Annotated in this window: 15 protein-coding genes; 8 read left to right on the forward strand and 7 right to left on the reverse strand. The window is 66.3% G+C overall.

Annotation, left to right across the window (positions count from 1 at the left end; all coding sequences use genetic code 11):
- Position 1: 1 nt before the first annotated feature.
- The 3 genes from AC0VYD_RS16350 to AC0VYD_RS16360 all read right to left on the reverse strand — a co-directional run bounded on the left by AC0VYD_RS16350 (position 2) and on the right by AC0VYD_RS16360 (position 9,081).
- Positions 2-4,924, reverse strand: coding sequence for a DNA methyltransferase family protein (locus AC0VYD_RS16350; RefSeq protein WP_475476388.1), 4,923 nt, complete (start codon positions 4,922-4,924; stop codon positions 2-4).
- Complete coding sequence (locus AC0VYD_RS16355) at positions 4,924-7,764, reverse strand: DEAD/DEAH box helicase (RefSeq protein ID WP_475476389.1); 2,841 nt, start codon at positions 7,762-7,764, stop codon at positions 4,924-4,926. Before AC0VYD_RS16355 ends, AC0VYD_RS16350 begins: the two co-directional genes overlap by 1 nt.
- A gap of 261 nt (positions 7,765-8,025) precedes the next feature.
- Positions 8,026-9,081, reverse strand: coding sequence for a serine/threonine-protein kinase (locus tag AC0VYD_RS16360; RefSeq protein WP_475476390.1), 1,056 nt, complete (start codon positions 9,079-9,081; stop codon positions 8,026-8,028).
- Between the two features lie 224 nt (positions 9,082-9,305).
- Here AC0VYD_RS16360 and AC0VYD_RS16365 point away from each other — a divergent pair, with 224 nt between their 5' ends.
- On the forward strand, positions 9,306-9,734 hold the full coding sequence (locus AC0VYD_RS16365; RefSeq protein ID WP_475476391.1) for a hypothetical protein: 429 nt from the start codon (positions 9,306-9,308) through the stop codon (positions 9,732-9,734).
- Positions 9,735-9,845: 111 nt separating this feature from the next.
- On the opposite strand, the gene AC0VYD_RS16370 is transcribed toward AC0VYD_RS16365, so the two are convergent.
- Together AC0VYD_RS16370 and AC0VYD_RS16375 are read right to left on the reverse strand one after the other, a co-directional pair.
- A complete protein-coding gene (locus AC0VYD_RS16370; RefSeq protein WP_475476392.1) occupies positions 9,846-10,193 on the reverse strand; it encodes a hypothetical protein in 348 nt (115 codons plus the stop codon).
- A gap of 102 nt (positions 10,194-10,295) precedes the next feature.
- A complete protein-coding gene (locus AC0VYD_RS16375) occupies positions 10,296-10,862 on the reverse strand; it encodes an ATP-binding protein (protein WP_475476393.1) in 567 nt (188 codons plus the stop codon).
- 225 nt (positions 10,863-11,087) lie between these two features.
- On the opposite strand from AC0VYD_RS16375, the gene AC0VYD_RS16380 reads away from it, so the two are divergent.
- The 6 genes from AC0VYD_RS16380 to AC0VYD_RS16405 all read left to right on the forward strand — a co-directional run bounded on the left by AC0VYD_RS16380 (position 11,088) and on the right by AC0VYD_RS16405 (position 17,775).
- Positions 11,088-11,951, forward strand: a complete 864-nt coding sequence (locus AC0VYD_RS16380) for a helix-turn-helix domain-containing protein (RefSeq protein ID WP_475476394.1) — start codon at positions 11,088-11,090, stop codon at positions 11,949-11,951.
- The gene (locus AC0VYD_RS16385; protein WP_475476395.1) at positions 11,948-12,130 is read left to right on the forward strand and encodes a DUF397 domain-containing protein; all 183 of its coding nucleotides are present in this window, start codon (positions 11,948-11,950) and stop codon (positions 12,128-12,130) included. Before AC0VYD_RS16380 ends, AC0VYD_RS16385 begins: the two co-directional genes overlap by 4 nt.
- A 488-nt stretch (positions 12,131-12,618) precedes the next feature.
- Positions 12,619-12,888, forward strand: coding sequence for a hypothetical protein (locus AC0VYD_RS16390; protein WP_475476396.1), 270 nt, complete (start codon positions 12,619-12,621; stop codon positions 12,886-12,888).
- The gene (locus tag AC0VYD_RS16395) at positions 12,881-13,489 is read left to right on the forward strand and encodes a DUF6879 family protein (protein ID WP_475476397.1); all 609 of its coding nucleotides are present in this window, start codon (positions 12,881-12,883) and stop codon (positions 13,487-13,489) included. Before AC0VYD_RS16390 ends, AC0VYD_RS16395 begins: the two co-directional genes overlap by 8 nt.
- Before the next feature lie 76 nt (positions 13,490-13,565).
- On the forward strand, positions 13,566-15,938 hold the full coding sequence (locus AC0VYD_RS16400) for an ATP-binding protein (RefSeq protein ID WP_475480284.1): 2,373 nt from the start codon (positions 13,566-13,568) through the stop codon (positions 15,936-15,938).
- A gap of 334 nt (positions 15,939-16,272) precedes the next feature.
- Positions 16,273-17,775: a hypothetical protein gene (locus AC0VYD_RS16405; protein WP_475476398.1), complete on the forward strand. Its 1,503-nt coding sequence runs from the start codon at positions 16,273-16,275 to the stop codon at positions 17,773-17,775.
- Positions 17,776-18,524: 749 nt separating this feature from the next.
- Here AC0VYD_RS16405 and AC0VYD_RS16410 read toward each other — a convergent pair.
- Positions 18,525-19,211 carry a DUF429 domain-containing protein gene (locus tag AC0VYD_RS16410; protein ID WP_475476399.1) on the reverse strand — a complete coding sequence of 229 codons (687 nt, stop codon included), beginning with the start codon at positions 19,209-19,211 and terminating at the stop codon, positions 18,525-18,527.
- Positions 19,212-19,477: 266 nt separating this feature from the next.
- A complete protein-coding gene (locus AC0VYD_RS16415) occupies positions 19,478-19,912 on the reverse strand; it encodes a hypothetical protein (protein ID WP_475476400.1) in 435 nt (144 codons plus the stop codon).
- Between the two features lie 858 nt (positions 19,913-20,770).
- Between AC0VYD_RS16415 and AC0VYD_RS16420 the strand changes: the two genes are divergently transcribed.
- On the forward strand, positions 20,771-21,202 hold the full coding sequence (locus AC0VYD_RS16420; RefSeq protein WP_475476401.1) for a hypothetical protein: 432 nt from the start codon (positions 20,771-20,773) through the stop codon (positions 21,200-21,202).
- Positions 21,203-21,241 lie beyond the last annotated feature (39 nt).

Below are 21,241 nucleotides of genomic sequence, written 5' to 3' on the forward strand. Positions count from 1 at the left end.
GTCAGACCTCCCCGGCCCAGGTGCCGTCGCGCTTGGCGCGGTCAACGATTTCAGTGAAGTGCGCGTGCGCCTCGCGGTACTCGGCTTCACGATCGGCCTTGTAGAAGGGCGCTGTGTACCCGTCGGGGACTGTGTCGGTGGGATCGTCCTTGTCCAGGTACTTCTGCAGGTGAATGAAGTCTTCCTTGGTCTGCCCGTGCCCGAAGGCGTACCGGTCCTCCGCAATCTTGCGACCGTCCGCGTCAAACCAAGTCCGGTCGTCACGCCCAGCCAAGATCTGGAACCGGGCTTTGTAGATGGCGATGAGTTCCTCAGCACTCATGCCCAACCACGTCGCGACAAGGGCATCAAGTTCAACCAGGGCAGCACGGCGTTCGTACTCGGTGCGCAGAGGTGCGGCGTACTCCCACTCAGGGCTGACGTTGTTCAAGGGGGACAGGCGCGGCCAGGGACGCGCCCAGGCCTCCTCTTTCCAAGCCACTTCATATATTTGACCCCATAGTGTGCTATAGGCCCTGGTGAGGCAGTTGAGGCGCATTGTCCGAAGAAGAAGAGCAGCCTCAAGAGGATGGCCAAAGGTAGGAGCTGGCATCTTGTGGGCTTCAGCAACCTGAAGATCAGAACGCCCAGTAATGCGAAGGAGGTAGTCCAATGGGAGGGAAGCCCAAAAACCAGAAGTCAGAACAGTGTATTTACTACTGTGGACCCACATTGAATTAACTGTGTGAACATGCGCCGGGCCAGGAGGAATCAGAGCAGCATTAAGACTACGCTCCGTATCGAAGGGGACCATCCTTCTCCACGCAAGACGATAGTAATCCGTGCAATACTTCCCATCCCATACATCCTGAGCCGCAAGAAACTCCGCACCCCCGGAAGCTCGCTCGTAATTGACAACAGGAAGGAACTCCTCCTCCATGGCCATAGGATCCACCGTCGGCCAGTCCTTAGCATGACGAAAGGGAATATTTGGCTGCTGAAGAAAAGGTGACCCTGGGGACAAATGAGGCCCCTGAAGAACCATATCCCTCAAATCATCCTTTTCCGCATTACTCCAGCGAATCAAGCCCGACTTCTTGTCATTTGTTTCATTCAAGCCATCACTAATGAAGACATTTTCCCCTGCCATTCTTTTGCCATATCGAGCCAAGGCACGAACAGCGCCCGCCTCTGAACTCGTGACCAAGTGCAGAAGCGGGGATTCTTCTTCTCTATCCGAAGCACCAAGGACTTCCCGCCACTCTCGCAGAATGCCACCATTGACACGAACCAAGCGCTCCCTGTGCGGTCGAAGGTCCCACTGCCTCTCGTTTTTGACACCAGGAACCTCACCTGAGCCATCATGAATCAAGGAAGGAATCACGACAGAGGCACTATAGAGCCAACTCATATTGACGAAGTCAATATTTTCCCTTGACTCTCCATATACATGAACACCGAACTCCCGACTTCTTCCAACCGGACTTGGGAAAGCCCAGTTTCCGGCATTAACAAAATGGGCATGGAATCGGAGCCGAACATAGGCCTCAGACCTCAGTCGCCCCTCCTTGACTCCACCAAAATGAGTATCGGAATGCAGCATCGATGCAAATCCGGAAGACCCCATGTTTTCCCAAACGCGACACATGAAAGCTCGATACAGGTCCGGACGCGTACCAGACAGCAAGGGGTAGGTTGAAATATCTGACAGGAATCCGCTGAGCCCAGACACCAACGAGAGCTCATCGAGGAAGTATTCACCTACTCCACTCGACTCAATCGCAGCGATCTTTCTTTGCGCCTTCACCTCAGAGGATGAGCGCTCACTGAGCTTGAACCACGGATCAACCTCAGCAAGAACAGAGTCCTCATCCCAGTTGGGGCGTACCCACGGTGGGTTTCCCACCTGGATATCGAACCCACCTCTACTCTTGAAGAGGTGGGAAAATTGAAGCTCCCAGTGGAAGAAACCATGACTTTCCGCGAGGCTCTCCACCTCGCGCAGCCATGGGAAAATCTCGCCGAGGCGATACTCTGCTTCCATTCCGGTGACGGCGGGAAGTGAATACTCTGCCTCATCAAGGTCGGCGAGTGTGTCAAGGTCACCGAAGATGGTTCCCTCAACGTCCTTCACACCGATCAGAGCCTCAGCAAACTTGAGCCACGCTTCCAGGTCAACAAGTGCCCAGCTCTCACGCGCCGCACCGAACAGCGTGCCGTTACCTCCGGCTCCGCTCAGGTCCAGTGTGCTGTCCAGACGCTCGTACAGCTCGTCGCTGCCGTCCAGCAGCCCGGCCTTCTGCACCGGCCAGAACCACAGCGCGCACCAGGCGTCCATCAGGGTCTTGAGGCGCCAGTACGGGGTACCCTTCTCGGTCAGGTTGGCGAGTACTTCCTCACGAGGGATGACGTCCTCGGGCTGATCAATCCACTCCGCACCGTAGACATCAATGCTCCGGCTGATCTCGCGCTCGGACAGCTCTAGGCGCCGAATCACCAGCCCCCACAGGAACTCCGCCCGCTTCGACAGGGCCTGCAAGCGCCGGAACTGGGAATTCTTCCCCGTCGTCTTCGGCCTCTTGCGCATCGCCTTGCGCCAGGCGTTCAGCTTGGCGGTGTCCTCCGGAGCGAGGTTCTTCGCCTCCTTCTCCGCAGCGACACTCCCCCAACCCTGGGCGGGCAGCAGGAAGTGGTGGATGTGTCCGGCCTTGATGTCTCCATCGCGGAACGGCTGGTCCTCAGGCGCGGACTTGAGCCACTCGCCCTTCTTCACTGTCTCGGGGTCGTACAACCTCCTTCCGGCCCCGACCAGCGAATTACCTCGCTGCAAGTGCAGACCGAACCACGGCGCCTGCAAGCCCGGGTACATCACGTTCAGCCAGAGCGATACCTCGGCCAGCTCCACAGCGGTTCCGTTGAGGTCGACTCCGTACGCCCGGTGCAGAGCGATATAGGCCTTGACCTTCTGCAGCTCCACGGCGTAGCGCTCGGGGTCCAGCTCCTCCCCGCGCTCGGCCGTGGCCCGCTTAAGGTACTCGGCCGCGACCTGGTTGATCGCCTCGTTGAGGAAGGCCCCAGAGCCCAGAGCGGGCTCGCAGATGGTCCACTCCAGCAGTTCCCTTGCCGGAGTGGTCTCGCCGTTCTGGTCGAGGCGCTCCCGCAGGGTGAGTTGAACCGTCAGCTGGGTCAGCGACTCAGGCGTGTAGTACGACGCGCTGGTCTCCCGGTCACGCCCGGCCAGTCGATACACGAACGACCCGGGCTTGTAGACGACCCTCGGGCTCTCCTTGGTGACCTTGCCGTTCTCGTCCTTGACGCGCACCCACACGTCGTCGCCGTAGTCGTCGACCTTGGACGCCGGAATCATCCATGAGCCGCCTGACGAGTCACCGTTCTTGGCGGCCTCGTACAGCTCCTCCTGAGCGATGAACCCGGTGTAGGACATCAGCCCCTCGTACACCGCGCCCAGCTGGTTGATGCCGAGCTGCGCGTAGGAGATGAACCCGCCGCGCCCCTTCCTGCTGCCGCGCGAAATCATCAGCTTGCGCAGCACCTGGTACAGCGCCTCGTTGCGCAGCCGGGTGTCCAGCATCCGCACGCCCGGCTCGTCCGGGTCGTCGTCCGGGTGCGGCAGCCGGGTACCGATCAACCGGGTGCGTTCAGGGTCGAACAGGTCGGCCTTGAGCGGCTCGAAACGAAGCCCGTCCCCCTCCGAGAGCCGCGCCGCCTCCTCATCGGAGAGCTGGCGCCCGCGCGGGTTGTGGCCTTCGTTGACCATGCGGAACAGCAGGTCCAACGACTGGTACAGGTGTGTGCTGCGCCGAGCCTCCTCACCCACCAGATCGCCCGCGACCAGGTCACCGAGCCGCGCCATGCTGTAGCCCTGGACGTAGGCCTCGTCGTCGGCGGGGACCACGCCCAGCTCGGGCCGGGCCTCCGCGTACAGCAGGAAGAGGATCCGGTACAGGTAGCGCAGGGACTGGCGGGCCAGTTCGTCGGCGAAGGTGCGGTTCGACTTGGTGTCGATCCGCTCGGGGGCCACATCCTGATCCCGTAGCCGGGCCAGGACCTCGTTGGCGATGATCTCGACCGAGTCCCGCAGCCCTTCCCGCAGCTCCTTGGACACACCCACGGCGTGCTGGCGGGAGGCGTCGACGAGCGTCGCGATGGGTTCTGTGCCGCCCTCCTCAGAGGGCAGGAGCGCCTGGGCGCCGAAGAGCGCTCCGATGGTGCCGAGTTCGTCGGTGTCGTTGCGTCCGAGCGCGGTGTCCAGGCTGGCCGCGAGGTAGCGGCCCTCGCCCCACACCGAGCGGTCGGCGAGGACCACCACGCCCCCGGACAGGATCAGCACGTAGCGCAGGTTCTCGTCCTTGGCGAACAGCCAGGAGACCAGCTTGGCGCCGAGGGTGATCTGCTCGCGACCGCCCAGATCCACGGGGTCGATGAGCCAGCCCGCGCCGTTCTCGTCCAGGGCAGCATCGGGGGCGGGGGCCCAACCGCACTCGACGGCGGCGACCGTGCCCTCGTACAGCGCCAGCCGCACCGGGACCAGGTCATCACCCTGTGGGAAGGGCGGCTCCAGCGGCTCGTCCTTCGGGCTGAAGCCGAGCGCGGTGAGCACGTCGCGGTGCAGGGCGTGCAGGAGCCTGTGGTGGGCCCGGACCTCGGCGTCACTGGGCTCGGTCCCCTCGCGCACCTGTTCGACGTGGTCGGCCAGTGCCGGGCGGACCTTGAAGTACCGCGCCTTGAGCTGGCGCAGGCCCAGGCGCGGGGTGACGGGTTCGGGACTCCTGTTCTCGGCCCGGGCCCGGGCGTTCTCCTGTTTCTCCAGGCCGGTCCAGTCCTTGAAGGGACCGTCCTTGCCCTTGAGCTGTTTGGGCAGCACCTCGGCCAGATAGTGGGCGGAAAAGTACTCTCCCTGGTTGGCCAGCGAGTCGTAACCCATCAGTTCTCCCCCTTCACCACGGCGAGGACGCGCAGTAGCGGTTCGCCCGCGGTGCTCATCCTGCGCATCAGACGCTGCTGTTCGGCGTAGGTGTCGTGCACCCGTTCCTTCTTCCGCTGGCCGCGCGGGTCCTCACCCAGACCCTGGAGGCTGAGCTGCTGCCACTGCTCCAACCGCTGCTGGGGACGGGCCAGGTCCTCCTTGATGCGGGCGTCGTACTCGGCGCTGCGCTCCTCCAGGTGGGCCCGGGCCGCGCGGACGGCTGCCGGGACCAGCTCTTGGATCCCGCTCAGGTCCCCGGGCTGTCCGGTGTTGACCATTCCGGTGCCCACCCCCGCCCGCCGGACGGCCTCGAACATGTCCTCCACCCGGGGCTCGCCGGGCAGGCCGGTGACGGCCATCCACTCCACCACCGTGGGCTGGCCCAGCTCGTTGGAGTAGGTGCCCTGAACGAGGAAGACGGGGGCGTCGACGTCTGCCCGGAGTACCGGGGCCTCGTTGCGGTGGGTCTGGACCTGGACCTTGTCCACCAGCCACTCCACCAGCGGGTGCAGGTCGCTGACGTAGCTGGTGTCCGGCCAGGTGGTCTTGGTGGCGCGGGCCTCGTCGAGCCGCTTCTGGGCGTGCTCGCGGTCGAAGGTGATGCGCAGCCGCTCCTTGACCTTGAGTTCGCGCAGGTAGTCGACGGGCAGTGCGCTGAGGCGGTGTGCCAGGTCCCGGGGCGGTTCGAAGGCGAGGATGCGCTCGTCCTCGTCGACGGAGACCTCGCCGGCGACCGTGCCCAGCGCGGCGCGGACGAACTCCTCGGTGGAGCCGAAGAGCTGGGGCTCGGGGGCCCGTTCCGGTGCGGCCTCCCCCTCGGGCACGCCCACGTCGCCGAAGAGCACGTCCCCGGCCCAGGCCGAGCCCTCTTCCTGCTGTTGGTGCGCGGCGTCCAGGGACTCGTCCACGGTGCGGCCCTTGAGGAGGTCCTGGATGAGCCGGTCCTCCTCCTTTTTCGCACTGAACAGGCCGGTGACGGTCTCGGCGGTGCCCATGGCCCGGTGGGCCTTCTCCTCGCGGTCGAGGAGCCTCTCGGAGACGACTGTGTCGTCTTTGGCCCCCTCGACAGTGGAGGTGAGGACGAGGGCACGGAACTGGGGGCGGTGCTTCTGCCCGAAGCGGTCAATGCGGCCGTTGCGCTGCTCGATGCGGATCAGGGACCACGGGAGGTCGTAGTGGACGATGTGGTGGCACTGGCGGTGCAGGTTGACGCCCTCGGAGGCGACGTCACCGGTGACCAGGACGCGGACCTTGCTGGTCTCCAGGGCGAAGTCGCTGATGATGCGCTGCTGCTCGGTGTCGGAGAGGCCGCCGTGCATGAGCGCCACCTGCTCGGGCTCGAGCCCGAGCTGCTCGGGCAGGGTCTCGTCCAGCCACTCCAGGGTGGGCACGGACTCGGAGAAGACCACGGCCCGGGTGGGGCTCTTGGCCTTGACACCGATCTCCTTGAGCTCCTTCACCAGGCCCTTGAGCTTGGCGGATTCGGCATCGCCGATCTCAGCGACGAGGTCGCGAAGGTCGAGCAGGGCCTTGTGCTCGCGCTCGTCCTCGCCGTCCTTGAGCCCGCCGGTGCCGGTGTAGGTGATGGTCTTCAGCCGGTTCTCGACCGTGGTGGCCAGGGCGACGTGCGAGGACAGGAAGGCCTTGAGCAGGGTGTACGGGAACAGGCGGCGTTCCTTGCGGACCACGGGGCCGCCCTCGCGCTCCTCGCCCGCCAGCCACGTCCGGGTGAGTTCGGCGAAGACCTTCTCCTCGGCTGGGGTCGCGGCGCAGCGCACCGACACCGAGGGACCGCGCTCGGGCCAGTCGTCGCCCATCTCCGCGCGCACCTCGGGGTGCACCTTGGTGCGGCGGATGTAGAGGTGTTCGATGTCCTTGGCGGAGTAGTCCTTCGGGTCGGCGATGGCGGCCGGGTCGAGCAGGCGGATCAGCTCGGCGAAGGACTCGGAGTTCCCGTTGTGCGGAGTGGCGGAGGCCAGCAGCAGGGCGTCGGTCTGGGCCGCCAGCAGCCGGGCGAGCTGGTTGCGGAGGTTGCCCTCGTTGATGAGGTTGTGCGACTCGTCGATCACCACCGCGTCCCAGTGCATGCTGCGCAGGTGCTGGCCGTACTTGCCCTGGTTCTTGAGGGTGTCCACGGAGATGATGGCGCGTTTGAAGTACAGGAAGGGGTTACGGCCCGCGGGGATGTCGCGCTGGACGCGCTCCAGGCCCACCGAGTCCAGGCGGACCAGCGGGATGGCGAAGCGGGTCCACAGCTCCTGCTGGAACTGTTCAAGGACCTGCTGCGGGGTGACGACGAGGATGCGCTCGCCCCGGCCCCGGCGGATGAGCTCGGCGAGGATCAGGCCGATCTCCAGGGTTTTGCCCAGGCCCACCACGTCGGCGATGAGTACGCGCGGGCGCAGCTCCCGGAGGGCGAGTTCGGCGGGACGGCGCTGGTAGACGAGGTCCTTGAGGAGGAACTTGTCCGGCATCGCCAGGCGCCGCTCGGACTGGGGCAGCGGGGTGCGGCGCAGCACCGACTCCAGGTAGAGGCGGCTGCGGGCGTACCCGGAGGAGTCGTCATGCACCAGCCTGGTCCGCTCGGGGTCCAGGGCGGTGACCTCCTCGATCCCGGTGAAGAACACCGCGTCCTCACCACGGACGAACTCCGATACCCCGACGGCCCTGACAATGTGCCCGTCCACCGCCGAGGCGGCCGGGGTACAGGTGCGCACCATCCACTCCGCGTCACGTACCTCCACCCGGGCCCCGGGGGCGAACGGGCTCGTCTGCGTCGCGCCTGCGCCTTCGGTCACTGGTTGACCCTCACTGTCCGCTGCGAATCGAGATATCCGGATCGGCACTGCGATCCGGCCTGTGTTGTCTGTGGCCCCAGGAGCCCTGAGAGGTCACGCGCCACGGACGGTTCCGGTTGACGCATCCACCGCCTACACGGCGATCGGGAGCACCTTGTTATCGGGTATCCGTCGGCCGGTGACCGGGAGCCGGGCCGGGAAGTACTGCCGGGTGGCCCCGGTTTGCCGGGAAGCCCCGGGTCGTCTGGTGGCACCGAGCTGTCAGGCGGCCGGACGCGCATAGGCCTTGCGCAGCCGTTCGGCCGTACGTGCCGCAAGGCCGACCCGCTTCCCTGTTCTGGCCCCGGCCCCGGACGTGCGGGAATGGTCGACCGTCTCCACCCGGGTGACGGGTGCGTGCCGTTTGGCCGGCGGGACCTCGTCGGTGATCCCCGTGCCCGGGACGTACGTTCTCTCCACGAGGTGGGCGCGGGCCGCCGCGGGTGACAGGTGCTCGGCGGCGAGTTGCTCGGTGAGCTGCGCGCGCACGTCCGCCAGGTTCGGCCGTTCCTGTGGTTCGACCGACATCAGCGCGGTGACCAACGGGACCAGCCCGGCGGGGACCCCGGTCAGGTTCGGTGCGATGTCCGGGTTGACCACGGCGAAGCCCAGAGCGTCCGGGGTGGCTCCCTCGTAGGGGTACTGGCCGGAGGTGGCGTAGACCAGCAGCGCCCCGAGGGCGTACACGTCTGCCGCGGCGCCCACCGAGGTCGGTGCGGTGAACTGTTCCGGTGCCATGAACCGGGGGGTGCCCAGACGGAGGTTGGTGTGCGTCAGGTCGCCGCCCGCGCCGCCGATGGCGACCAGCCCGAAGTCCACCACCTTGGGCCCGTCGGGGCCGAGCATGACGTTGGCGGGTTTGAGGTCCCGGTGGAGTAGGCCCGCGGTGTGGATGTCGGTGAGCGCGTTGGCCAGGACGAGTCCAAGCGCCGTTCCGGTCACCGTGTCCAGGGGGTCGTGCCGCTTGAGATAGGTGGCCAGGTCAAGGCCGGGGACGTACTCCAAGGCGAGCCAGGGGGTCTCGTCGGTGTCCTGCCCGGACTCCACGAGTGCGGCCACACCGGGCCCCTGGACCATGCCCAGGGCAGTGGCCTCGCGGTCGAAGCGCTCGCGCAGATCGCTCTGTTCGAGGCCGCCGACGTGCAGGGTCTTGACCGCCACCAAGGTGTCCTCGTCGGTGCGGCCCGCGTAGACCACGCCCATCCCGCCCCTGCCGAGTCTGCCCAGGATCTCGATCCCGCCGAGCACGCGGGGGTCTGCGGGGGTGAGTGGCTGCACTGGGGGTCCTGCCAATACCTCGGGGGTTGCGCGTGAGTCGAGGGAGCACACGGTCTGCGGACCCAGGTTAGCGCCGCTGACCTGCGTACTGACCCGGGACCAAAGTCCCTCTCGGAACTCTGGCCACATGCGGTCACTGTTGACACACCCGGCCGGGGAGGCGGCATACGGGGAACACGGCGAAACGGTTCACGAGGAGGATCGGTGTCTGGGATCTTGGGCGCATGCCCCACGTCGAGGTCTCACAGGACACGGACCGCCAGCTCGCGCTCCTCGCCCGTTGGGAGGGAAGCAGCAAGGGTGAGGTCATCGCCCGGATCCTGACCAGGCTGTCCGTGGTGGAGGAGCCCCCGGGGTCCACGAACGAGGATGTGAGAGTCCCCGTGTACGGCTGCTACAAGAAGCAGCGTGTCGAGGGGTGGTTCGACCCGGCGACGCGCAGGCTCTGTATCGTCTCGCCTCCGTGGGACGGCCAGGTGTTCAAGCACCCCAGTCCTGCGGCCGGTGCGGTGGTGGAACAGGCCAACTCGCTGCTTCCCTCCGAGGAGAAGGTGAGCACCTCGCGCAACGGCTGGATCTTCTGGAGGCTGGCCGCCACAGGGGAGAAGATCGAGACGCTGCGCACCGGAAAGGCCGCAGGCCGACGTTCCTAGCCCTCTAAGCTACCGACCAGCGACCCCAGTGCCCGTGTCCTGCTCAAGGAAGCGGTGCGGTGGCGGCTGCCCCGCCATTGGAGACGGCCGCCACCGGCTACACGGCCGAGATCACCACAGCTCGAAAACCGGAGGCAGGAGCCGGTCCAGGGTTTCGACGTCGGGGACTTCGGCCAGACCCGTGGAGGAGGCGACCCAGTAGGAGCCGGTGCGCTCCCCGTACCAGACGATCAGGTGCGGGTTGCGGGCCTGGACGGCGGCGGCGAGGGTGTGCTCGTTGCGGTACTCGGCCAGGTGCCCGCCCAGGCGGGGCAGCCGTTCGGCGCGGCGTCGGCGGCAGGAGGGGTGCTGGCAGGACGGGCAGACCGGGCCGACGAGCGGGGTGCGGCGGGGCAGTGCCGGGCGGGACCGGTACAGCGGGTCACTGGTGCGTCGGGGTGCGGGGATAGGATTCGTCATCGATCCTGCTTTCTGACTATGCGAGGTCTGGAATTCGGGATTGTTGGGGCCCGGGAAGCGTTGCCGCGCTTTCCTGGGCCCTTCTTCCGTTTCGGAGTACTGCTAGCGGGCCAGTTCGGACCAGACGCTGTCCTGCAGGTCATAGGCCAGGTAGAACCACACGTTCCGGAAGGCGGGGCGGCCGTTGTCACCCCAGCTGGTGGCCAGGGCGTCGACCATGGCCAGCCCCCGCCCGGCCTCGGCGCTGGGGTCCAGTCCACCGGGGTCAACGGTCAGGTATTCGCGGTTGTGGACGCTCCAGCTCCTGTCTGTGAGCGACCCGTCGTCACGGCAGGTCAGTCGGAGTCCGTCCCGCTGGCGCTCGCACAGCAGGGTGTAGGAGCGCCCGGGCAGCCCGGAGCGGGAGTGCTTGAGCGCGTTGGAGGCGAGCTCGCTGCCGATGAGGGTGAAGAGGTAGCGGTAGTCGGTGCTCTGCTTCGCGGCACAGGTGTCCAGGAAGGCGCGAACCAGCGGGAGGAAGAGGGGCGAGGCACCGAAGTCGTAACGGCGGGACTGGTAGTAGGGCCGGTCTGGGCGGCCGTTGAAGTAGTGACGGAGGGAGTAGGGCACCAGCTCGTGGAGAGGGATGGTCACCTCGGCCATCGGGGGCACGGGGGCGAGTGTGGGCATGACGAACAGACTCCTTGGCGTGTGGGAGCGAGCGGATGGTTCGGTGTGCCCGCAAGGTTGGACCTTCACGATTCCCGAGCAGCGGGAAGGGGGCACGGCGTAGCCTGATCATCAGCGACGCTGCGTGATATTTCGATCACTGGCTACGTTCAACACCATACTCTCAATCACACTACAGTCAACGGATAACTAGAAATTTGAGAGTTAGAGTCCTAGGATCCTGCCATGGCCATCGAACGAAGTCCCTCCCTACGCCTGCGTCGCCTTGCCGCCGAGCTACGCCGTGCCCGCGAACAAGCCAACCTGACCGGCTCTCAAGCTGCGAAGAAGCTCCAGTGGAGCGCGGGCAAGCTGAGCAAGATCGAGAAGACTGAGACCAAGCGCATCACCAGCGGTGATATTGACAAGATGTTGGACCTCTACGAGGTCAACGACTCCCCAGCACGGGAGGCCATGCATGCTCTGGCTAAGGACGCAAAGCTCAGAGGGTGGTGGTCCAAGTACAAGGACGTGTTCGGGGACCGCGCACTCCCCGACTTCGAAGCCGAGGCTTCAGTGATCCGGACCTTCACGACTCAAACGATTCCTGGATTGCTCCAGACGCCCGGGTACGCCGAAGCCATCTTCCAAGGCGGAAGGTATGTGAGCCCAGAGGAGATCCGACGCCGCCTGGAGTTCCGTATGGAGCGGCGGGAGATCCTGACCAGGTTCCGCCCCGTCCAGCTCCGAGCTGTCATCGACGAGGCTGCACTCCGTCGGCAGATCGGTGACACGAAGACGATGTGCGAGCAGCTCGGCCACCTGCTCTACATGGCACAGCTACCCAACATCGACATCCAGGTGCTGCCGTTCTCCGCTGGTGCCCATGCCGCGCTCGCCGCGCCGTTCACTATCTTGGAGTTCCGGGACCCTCTGGACACACCGATCGTTTACGTCGGAACCGTCACCGACGCCCTCTTCATCGAGGAAGCCGACGATGTCACTCAGTACAGCGCCACCTTCGGCGATGTCCAAGGGTCCTCTCTGAGTACAGCCCAGTCCGCTGCCTTCATCAAAGAGGTGGCCGCAATCCAAGAGAGCGACACGTGACAGACCTCGTATTCCGGAAGAGCAGCTACAGCGGCCAAGATCAGGACTGCGTCGAGGTCGCCGACCTGCCCTGCGGCGCCGCCCTCCGGGACTCGAAGCACCCCACCAAGGGCCACTTCCCCTTCCCCTCTGCCGAGTGGACCGCCTTCCTCAACTCGGCCCGCACCTCCCAGAGCTGACCTCGGCGACACGTGGTGGTCGGTGGGCATCGTCCCGCGACCACCACACTGCTTCTTGCCGCGGTTCCCCACCGATCGTCGGCTGCGCTACTCCACCCTCGCCCTTCGACAAGCTTTCAGGCCGGGATCGGCCAGCGGCGCCAGCGCCCTCTCCAGCTTCGTCCAGACCCGAGATCTGAGCACACGGGCGACCGAGGAATCTTGCGCTCGCTTTTCTCGGAGTGGCAATCCGAAAGCCACCGAAGGAAGCCAGACAAAACACCGGTTCCATCACTACAAATCAGCGCGCAACACCGGCACCAAATACCACGTCATTCGCATACTTCACCGGCATAGCCTCATCTTTCCGGCACGGGTTCCAACACGCGCTCCGAGCCATGCCAGCAGCACTGCCGAGAACAAATAATCAGCCTGGCTCAACACGAGCACCGTGGTATTTTTCTCGCACGCGCTCACCCCCGATTCCAGGAGCGCGTGGGAGGGCCACCATGACACGTCCCTGGGAAGCGGACCCGTCCGCTGACATGACTCGGAGGCTGGGCAGGTCTCCAGCCGAACTGGGTAACACCGACAGAGCCAGCGGTTGCCCTGACATCTGGGAACTCGACAACGGCGACATCGCCGTGATCGGGCGGGACCTGACCGACTCCTACGCAGAACGCCTGCCGTCGGGTGCGGCCATCGCAGAGGACGAACGTCTGGTCATCATCCCCCGCAACACCCTGATATCAGCGAAAGCGGACATCCCCGATGCTTGACACCATCGACGGCCTTTCCGGTGACCGGCTGGAGCTCGATCCCTACCTCGACGACTTCGATGGGCGTCTGGTATCGCTCAGGAACACCGATATCTGGAAGCTCGAACGGCGACAGGTCTTCCACCAGCCGGAAAGTGACAGTTGGATGGCGTTCCGGGAGGGACGCCACGACGAGTCCCTCCGGCTTCTGGAGAACAACCGCTCCTCCTTGCGGGAGGAATTCGCCGAACTCGCCCGAGCGGGATGCGTGCTGCGCCGAACCCGTGTCGTGGAGAAACCTTTCACGACGTATCTGCTGTGGGAACTGCACTCCCTCCACCTGCGGGCCCAGTGCGGCGAGGACGTCCGGATCATCTCCCCCGAACCCCTCGCGGCGTGGGAACACCGTGGCCAGGTACCCGAGATCGTCGGGCTCGGCGACGAGGTGACGTACAAGATCCGCTACGACGATCAGGGTGTTCTCCGGGGCGGGGTCCGGTTCACCGACCACGCCACCACCACACGGTGCCGCGCCGAGATCGCCACGCTCCACGAGACCGGTGAGGATCTGAAGCGCTACTTCCCGCGCGAGGTCGAGGGGGCCGAGCTCAGCCGTGACTGACCGCAGGCCCTCCGAACCCGGTGAAGAGCCCGGTGAGGGCCCCGACGAGCGACCCGGTTCCGGTGTCCGTACACAGATGGGCGCGGTCGCGGGCCGCGCGGTGCAGGCGCGGGACGTCCGGGGCGGGGTGCACTTCCACGGCCAGGGCCCGAGCGCGCACTCCGCTCCCGTACCCGGGCAGCTCCCCGGTGACGTGCACGGGTTCGTGAACCGGGTGGGCGAGCTGGAGGTGCTCAGCACCCACCTGCGCGCCGAGGACTCCGGCGGCGGCTCCGAGGCTCCCGTTCACGTCATCACCGGCACGGCCGGTGTCGGCAAGACCGCTCTGGCCCTGCACTGGGCCCACCGGGTGCGCGAGCGCTTCCCCGATGGCCAGCTCTACGTGGACCTGCGGGGATACGGGTCCGGTCCACCGGTCGAACCGGATCAGGCACTGGAACGCTTCGTCCGCGCGTTCGGGGTGCCCGCGGACGCCGTACCCGCGGACGTCGACAGCCGCTCCGCCCTCTACCGCTCCCTCCTGGCCGAACGGCGCGTGCTCGTCGTCCTCGACAACGCGGCGACCGCGGCGCAGGTACGCCCGCTACTTCCCGGGTCCTCGGCGTGCGTCGTGCTGGTCACCAGTCGGGACCGGCTGTCCGGGTTGGTCGCCCGAGACGGAGCGCAGCGTCTGACCGTGCGTACGTTGGAGCCGGCTGAGGCCGTGGAGCTCCTCGAACACGTCACCAAGAACCACCGGCCGCGCGATGAGCCACACGAGATCGCCGAGCTGGCCCGTCTGTGCGGAGAGCTGCCCCTTGCCCTGCGCATCGCCGCCGAGCGGGCCGCCGGACGGCCCCACATGCCCTTGGCGGAGCTGATCCAGGACCTGCGGGACGAGTCCGCCCTCTGGGACGCCCTCGCCACCGACGAGGAAGAGGAAGCCGACGCGGTCCGCAGCGTCTTCGCCTGGTCCTACCGGGCCCTGCCGGAGGAGACCGCACGCCTGTTCCGGCTGCTCGGGCTGCATCCCGGCCACGACTTCGACGCGGGCTCCGCGGCTGTCCTCAGCGGTCTCCCGACCCGGCGGGCACGGCGTGTTCTGGACATGCTCGTGGGTGCGCACCTGGTGGAACAGACCGGCCCGGACCGGTACCGCTTCCACGACCTCCTACGCTCCTACGCACTGGACCAGGCACGCCGCGAGGAGCCACCGGAGAACCAACAGGAGGCCTTGGGGCGCCTGCTGAGTTGGTACCTGCGCACCGCTGACGCCGCTGCCAGGGCGGTGGACTCACCGCTGCGGCAGCTGGAGCCGGGATCAGGTCCGACCGGGAGTGCTTCCGACGGTGTCCGCGAGTTCACCGACAACGCGGACGCCATCCGATGGTTCGAGGCCGAGAGCAGGAACCTGGTCGCCATGGCCGAGACCGCCGCCGGGGCGGGGATGGACGCAATCGCCTGGCGCCTACCGGTCGTGCTGAGACACGTCTACGTGTACCGAACGCCCATGAGCGCCTGGATCGCCACGACCCTCCTCGGGCTCGGTGCGGCCCGGCGGGAGCAGGAGCACGCGGCCGAAGCGGACCTCATGGAGAGTCTGGGTATGGCGTATGTGCAGTCCCATCGCATGCGGGAGGGCATCACGCACCATCGGCAGGCTCTGCGGTTACGGCAGGAGCTGGGTGACGAGCTCGGGGAAGCCATGTCGCTTAACGCGCTGGGGCTGGCGCATCTGCGCGAGCACCGGCTCGACGAGGCGCGCGAGGACTTCGAACGCTCACTCGACATCGCCCGGCGTCTGGGTGAGCGGCGTTGGGCGGGGATCGCGCTCGGCAATCTGGCGGACGCGCTGCTCGATTCGGGAGAGCTTCGTGCGTCAGTGGCCCTGGCCGAGGAAGCTGTCGCGATACACCGCGAGACCGGCAACAGGATGAGCGAGTTCGCCTGCCTGGCCTGTCTGGGTGCGGCATGGCGGGAACTGGACTCGACCGACCGCGCGCTGTCCTACGCGCAGCGTGCTCTCGATGTCGCCCGGGAACTGGACAACCCGGTCCGGGAGGGGTTCGCGCTCCTGGAGCTCGGTAGGGCCCAAGCGCTGCTCGCCCAGCCGGAGGAGGCCCTGGCGAGTTTCCACGAGGCGGCTGCTCTGCACCGCTCGATCGGTGACCACGTGCGCGAAGCCGAGTCCTTCGAGGGCGCGGGCGAGGTCTACCAGTCACTCGGACGCCTGGTCGAGGCAGCACAGTTCTTCCGCCGGGCGGTAGGCGGATACCGCAGGAACAAGGCCCGCTGGAACCTCGCGGTATGCCTTGACCGCCTGGCCGCCGTGCTGTCCCGGAACGGCGAAACGGAGGCGGCGCGCGGGCACTGGCGCGAAGCACTGGAAGCCCTGTCGAACCTGGCTGACCCCAGAGCCGAGCACCTGCGTGAGACGGTCACCGGCCGCCTCGATGATGCGACCGGTTGACGCCTTTCGAAGGGCAGCGGACTGCACGAAGGCGTGCTTCGACGGGTTGACACCACCGGTCCGGCACCACGACGTTGTGGCCGCTTCCGGCCACCGGGCACCTTCGCAGGTTGGCGTGTTGCCTCGCGCTCGAAGCATCTTCGGTGTCGTGGTTCCGGACTAGGGTTTTGCCCGGCACACGCAATGCTCAGGAACGAGGTAGGCAATAGGAACTCGGAAGTACCCCGAACCCAGCGGGTCAACGAAGCAAGAACTCTGGCGCCTCTCCGCCGGCATGTGCTACCTGTGTCGGTGCGAACTGGATCCGACCACGCGTGGAGACCTTCCGACCGCCGTGGCAGCGCACATCACCGCCCACGGCGACGCCGGCCCCAGGGCCGACCCCGCGATACCGATCGACCAGCGCAACTCGATCGACAACCTGCTGTACCTGTGCCCTTCCTGCCACAGCAGGATCGACAAGAACTCCGGGGCCGGGTACACCGCCGAGGAACTCCTCGACACCAAAGACAGGCACGAGGCCTGGACTCGCTCCCTGCGCCAGGCGGGGAGCGCGTGGAACGTCCGCTACCACCACGTCGATTTCGTCAACATCACGCGCCTGGCCATGCTGCCCGGGGCGGACGATGTCCTGCGGGTCGCGCAGGACATCGGTCTGGACACGAGCGCGTCATTTCGGAGCCAGGGGATGCTGGCGGGTGTCTTCGTCAAACGGGTCAAGCCGATCTTCGAGAACTGGGGGGAGCGAGCCCTGGACCTCGATCCGGCCGAGCCGATCGATGTGAAACCGGGGATGGTGGTGTCCTTCGACGCCCCGGTGCGGGCGCGCAACATCAGGCGCGCCCGGTATCTGGCCCGTATCAGCGGCTCCATCAAATGGGATCCTCATCTACGGTTCGCCTACGGCAAGCGGACCGTCGCCATCCGGTTCGACCCGGTCTGGCTGACCACGGCGACCTCCCTCACCACACTGGGCACGGCCGAGAAGGAGGCGGTGACCTATGCGGGGCTGGGAACGGTCGTCGCGGTGACGAAGGAGGAAATCCAGGTCTCGGCGATGGTCTTCGGTCAGCCCGACAACGGTGTGAACACCTTTGTTCGGTCCATGTCGAGCATGAGCCCCAGAGGAAGAAGCAACATCGAGTTCGACCGCATGGTGGACTCCAGGAGCGCGAGAGGAACGCGTATGAGCAACGGTTCCGGAAAACGAAGCACGGTCGACGCCGTCCTCTACTTCGACGAACTGCACGAGCAGATCATCGGCCCCGAACCGATGGAGAAAGCGGTCTTCGGCGCCGCCGCCAAGGCCATCCCCGAATACCGGCGTGACATGCGCGTCGGGCTGGCGCCGTTGAACGTCTGGGCACTCACCAAACACGACTACACCCCCACCGATGTGGCCTCACACCTTGTCGCCTCTTCGGAAGAACAGTGGAGTTCGTTCTCCATTCCCCGTCTGGGCGACCTCATCTCCCAGACGGAGATCGCCTACGCCCTCCTTCGGGGCGTGCAGGTCCAGTACCTCGAAGACCTGGACGAGATCCTCATCGAGGACTTCCCTCCTTACCGGGGTGCTTTCCAGCTCCTCAGCGGAAACCGCTATCACAAAAGCCTTCACAGCTGCGTCGACAAGTTCCGGATCCGTGGGGGCGATCTGCGCGTCCTGTACAGCGCACGAGACGTGTACGAGGAGGAAGGCTTGGACGAGTCCGTCATCGAGTACTGGAATCGCACGGGCCTCTTCTCCTCAGTGGCGTGGGAAGAGGACGAGGCACGCAGCCAGGCGGATGAAGAGGAGGCCAGGAGGTTGATGGGAGACTTCATGAGCGGTTTTTGACCTCACTCACCGAACGTTCTCACCGCGGGGCCGGGCGGTTGGAGACAGGCGGCGGCCATCCGCCCGCTCGGCGACCAGCACAGGCTGCGGACGGTGTCGGTGTGGCCGCGCAAGGCAGCGGAACAGCGCCTGGGGACGAGCGCGGACAGCTGAGCGCCGTGTCGGCGCCCGCTGCCCTCTCCCCCCACTCTCAGCCAAGACCGCGCCTCTCCCCGCCACCAGCGCCAGGATGTACCCCGGCCTGCGCAGATCCGCCCACGTGAAGCGGATGATACGCACCCCGGGGTACAGCCTCTGGAGCGCGTTCTGCCGCTCGCGGTCTCTGGCTAGCTGTACTGACCTGAGAGGTTAGGAACGCGGGATGCTGTGCGACCCGATCCCGTCCGCCTCCCCGCTGAGCCGGGCCCCCGCCGCCGGAGGTCGTTCCTGGCGAGCCCGTACGCCGGGCCTGCGACAGGAGAGTGCGCCATACTGACCGACTGCTACCGCGAGAGCGGCGGCCGTGGGGGCCTGCGCGGCGTGATACGGGAGGGCTTGGCCTAGGATGGCGTGGTTCTAGGTGGCACGGTGCTGCGTAGGGTTTATATCCCCACTATCGGCACGCTCCTGCACCTGCGCCACGAGCAGCCTCTCCCCTGTGCATAAGCGGCCACGCCTCTCACGAACTCCCGCTCCGGAGTCACCCACCCCATCTGCCTCTACGGCCCCCGAAGAGGGCTCGGAGAGCGAACTGCGCAGGCCTGGATGGGTCAGGACCAAATCGCGATCGGCTCCCCTTGCTCGCCGCGTTCCGGAGGTTCTGGAGGTTCAGGGCAGGACGTGGCCTGACCGTTGGCGATTCGATGCGCGGTCCACGCCGCCGCGGCTGCGTCCAGGACGTCGTCAACCGCCACCGTTCCGCCGGTGCCGAGGTCCTCGGGGATGCAGACCCCAGCCTCACTGAGGAGGCGGTCTCGCGCCCTCTGTCCGTTCCAGGTCTTCTTGGAGAAGACCAGCGGCCGCCCGGCCATGGTGCGAAACGACAGTTCGGGATGAACCTCGAACAGGCGGTGCGCACCGGCGCTCCTGAGGGCGTCGGCTTCAAGGATCTTCGGAAACAGGGAGTACGCAAAGATGGAGAGACCCTGACCCGTGACCTTCTTGCACAACGCGTTGGCCTCATCGAAGCCGACGGTCTCCACCACGCTTCTCGGCGGAATCGGGAAGACGGCTTTCGCGAGCTTCCCGAGCATCTTGGGCACGCGCAGATCACATTCGCGCCAGCCGATCCCTTTCAGTCCCAGGGGGATGTCCACGGTCGCGGCCGCAGCCGCAGCCGCAGCCACGTCGACGGCCTCTTCCAGACTCGGGCACACCCGGACATGATGGAACTCCCCGTTGACGAGGTGAACCGCCACCCAGCCCTTCTTGCATCCGTCGACGCCGATGACCTCCATGTGCTCAGTCTCACACTGCCGCGTCGGAGAGGGAAGCGCGTGGAACGGACCACATCATCCAGAACAACGTCCCCACCAAGCTGCCCGACCACATACACGGGCTCACGTCCGGGTGAATGGCCCTCTGTTTCGCACGGCGAACACCGAAGACCGCAGGTGTGAGAAGCAGTGGCTCTGTCCCCTCGTCCTCCCTCACCGAAGAGGATCAGGAAACCAGCGCGGCCTCCGGTGCGGCGAAACCCTTCGGCAGCAGCACCTGCTCGGAGTCACTGATGATCCCCGCCGGGTGGCCGTCCAAAGCCGCGGGGCCCTGGGGGCCGCGCATCGGGCACAGCAGCCACAGTCCTACGGGCTGGTGCCCGCTTCGCGTGCCTCCTGGACGAGGGAGCCCAGCAGGGCGCGGGCCGGCGCGTAGCGGGCCAGGGGGTCGCCCGGTACATCAACACCACACCGCCCTCACCACGTGTGGCGGACCCCGCCGAACGCACCCGGCGGCCAAGCCGTTCGAAGACGTCGCCCAGTATGCGCTCGAAGGCCGCGGGGCGGCTGTTGTCGGACTCGACCAGAACATCCCAGTTCAGACCGCCGCCGATCTCCCCCAACAACTCGTCGACCACGGTGACGAACTCGGCGGAGACGTCGAAGGGCACCACACCGGGGGCGCCCAGCAACGCCTGGGCACTGCGCTCGGTGTCGGGCATCCAGGTCTTGAGCTCGCGGAACCCCCGCTTCGCACCGAGGCCTCCAGTTGCTGCCAGGCCCGGGCCGAGGCCTCGTCGAGCTGCCCCGGGGCGTGGTGCGGCCCCGTGTGCGCGGAGGGCTGGGTACGTAGTCAGCTCCAGGTACCAGTACGTGGTGCCCTGGTACTCACGCTTGCGGAGTTTGGGGTACTTGCTGACCAACAGGTTCCACAGCTGCCTGTCCCCGGGGCCGTCGAGCGCGGGGAAGCACACCCTGACCCGGTCGCGTACCTACTGCGGGGTGATACCAGGCGCACCCAGGTAACCGACGGCCTGGGTGAGCTGGAGCGCCCTTTCCAGGTCCAGGTCAACCGGATAGAGCTCCAACCGGGGGGGTGACCTCGGCGCGGCTGGAGGCCACCGCGGCCAACTGCACCAGGCCGGCGTCGGGGAAGGCTTCCATTCCCTCGGGCGGGGTGACAGCGCGCAGCGTCTTCCGGACCGTGGCGGGGGTGGGGAGGGGTCCCCGGGCCTGACACGGACCAGTTCGTCCGCGCGGTACCCGAGTGCCTCGGCGTAGTGCTCTTGGACCAGTAGGCAACAGCGTTTCGCAAGTCCTCATCCACGCGCTCCTGGTCGCGCTGTACACGCTCCGCGACCTTGCGGTGGGTGAGCCACCAGCCGGTGCGGGCCGCAGCCTTCTCGGGGGTACCGAGAAGCTCGCGTACAGCCTGCACCCACTTCTCGTTGGTCTTGGTGGAGGCAGGGATGAACCGGCGGATCACCTGGTCAAGTTTGGCCTTCTTCTTTTCGTCGCCGTCAGCGTCTCGGGGCAGTTTGACCCGGGTGGCGACAGCGTGCTCCGCCACGTCCAGCCGCTTGCGCCAGTCGGTGACCGTCGACGACCTGGCCGGATTCCTGTGGGAGGTGGGCCGAGGAGACCTCTTCCTCCATTCACGACAGGAGCGCAACACCGCGATGCAGTTGCGACCCGCGGTCTACGCGGTCTACGGACTCATGTCGAACATGCCGCGGTCCCGGCGCAGGGCTTTCCTCGCTGAGTGCTCGGACTGCTCGTTGCCCATGGACAAGAGTGTGCTCCGAGCGGCCGCCGACATCGCGCCCGAGGACGTGCAGGCTCTCCTGAACGGGAAGGTGCCAACGCGCGGGAACGGCCACGACGCTGCACTGGAACCCGAGGCCCAGCGCATCGCCTACCAGATGGTCAGTACCCGCAGCGTCGGCTCCGAGCTCCCCTGGCACGAACTGATCGACCATCTGCACCTGTGGTGGGACACCGAATCCGCTTGACCAGAGTCCCCGTTGCACTGATCCGGCTCTCCAAGCGCG

It is taken from the genome of Nocardiopsis sp. iso_40 (genome assembly GCF_056173285.1).

Bases quoted from the DNA above. Each gene is read 5' to 3' on its own strand.
- AC0VYD_RS16350 (WP_475476388.1), bottom strand. From the start codon at position 4,924: ATGGGTTACGACTCGCTGGCCAACCAGGGAGAGTACTTTTCCGCCCAC.
- AC0VYD_RS16365 (WP_475476391.1), top strand. From the start codon at position 9,306: ATGCCCCACGTCGAGGTCTCACAGGACACGGACCGCCAGCTCGCGCTC.
- AC0VYD_RS16370 (WP_475476392.1), bottom strand. From the start codon at position 10,193: ATGACGAATCCTATCCCCGCACCCCGACGCACCAGTGACCCGCTGTAC.
- AC0VYD_RS16375 (WP_475476393.1), bottom strand. From the start codon at position 10,862: ATGCCCACACTCGCCCCCGTGCCCCCGATGGCCGAGGTGACCATCCCT.
- AC0VYD_RS16380 (WP_475476394.1), top strand. From the start codon at position 11,088: ATGGCCATCGAACGAAGTCCCTCCCTACGCCTGCGTCGCCTTGCCGCC.
- AC0VYD_RS16390 (WP_475476396.1), top strand. From the start codon at position 12,619: ATGACACGTCCCTGGGAAGCGGACCCGTCCGCTGACATGACTCGGAGG.
- AC0VYD_RS16395 (WP_475476397.1), top strand. From the start codon at position 12,881: ATGCTTGACACCATCGACGGCCTTTCCGGTGACCGGCTGGAGCTCGAT.
- AC0VYD_RS16400 (WP_475480284.1), top strand. From the start codon at position 13,566: ATGGGCGCGGTCGCGGGCCGCGCGGTGCAGGCGCGGGACGTCCGGGGC.
- AC0VYD_RS16410 (WP_475476399.1), bottom strand. From the start codon at position 19,211: ATGGAGGTCATCGGCGTCGACGGATGCAAGAAGGGCTGGGTGGCGGTT.
- AC0VYD_RS16415 (WP_475476400.1), bottom strand. From the start codon at position 19,912: ATGCCCGACACCGAGCGCAGTGCCCAGGCGTTGCTGGGCGCCCCCGGT.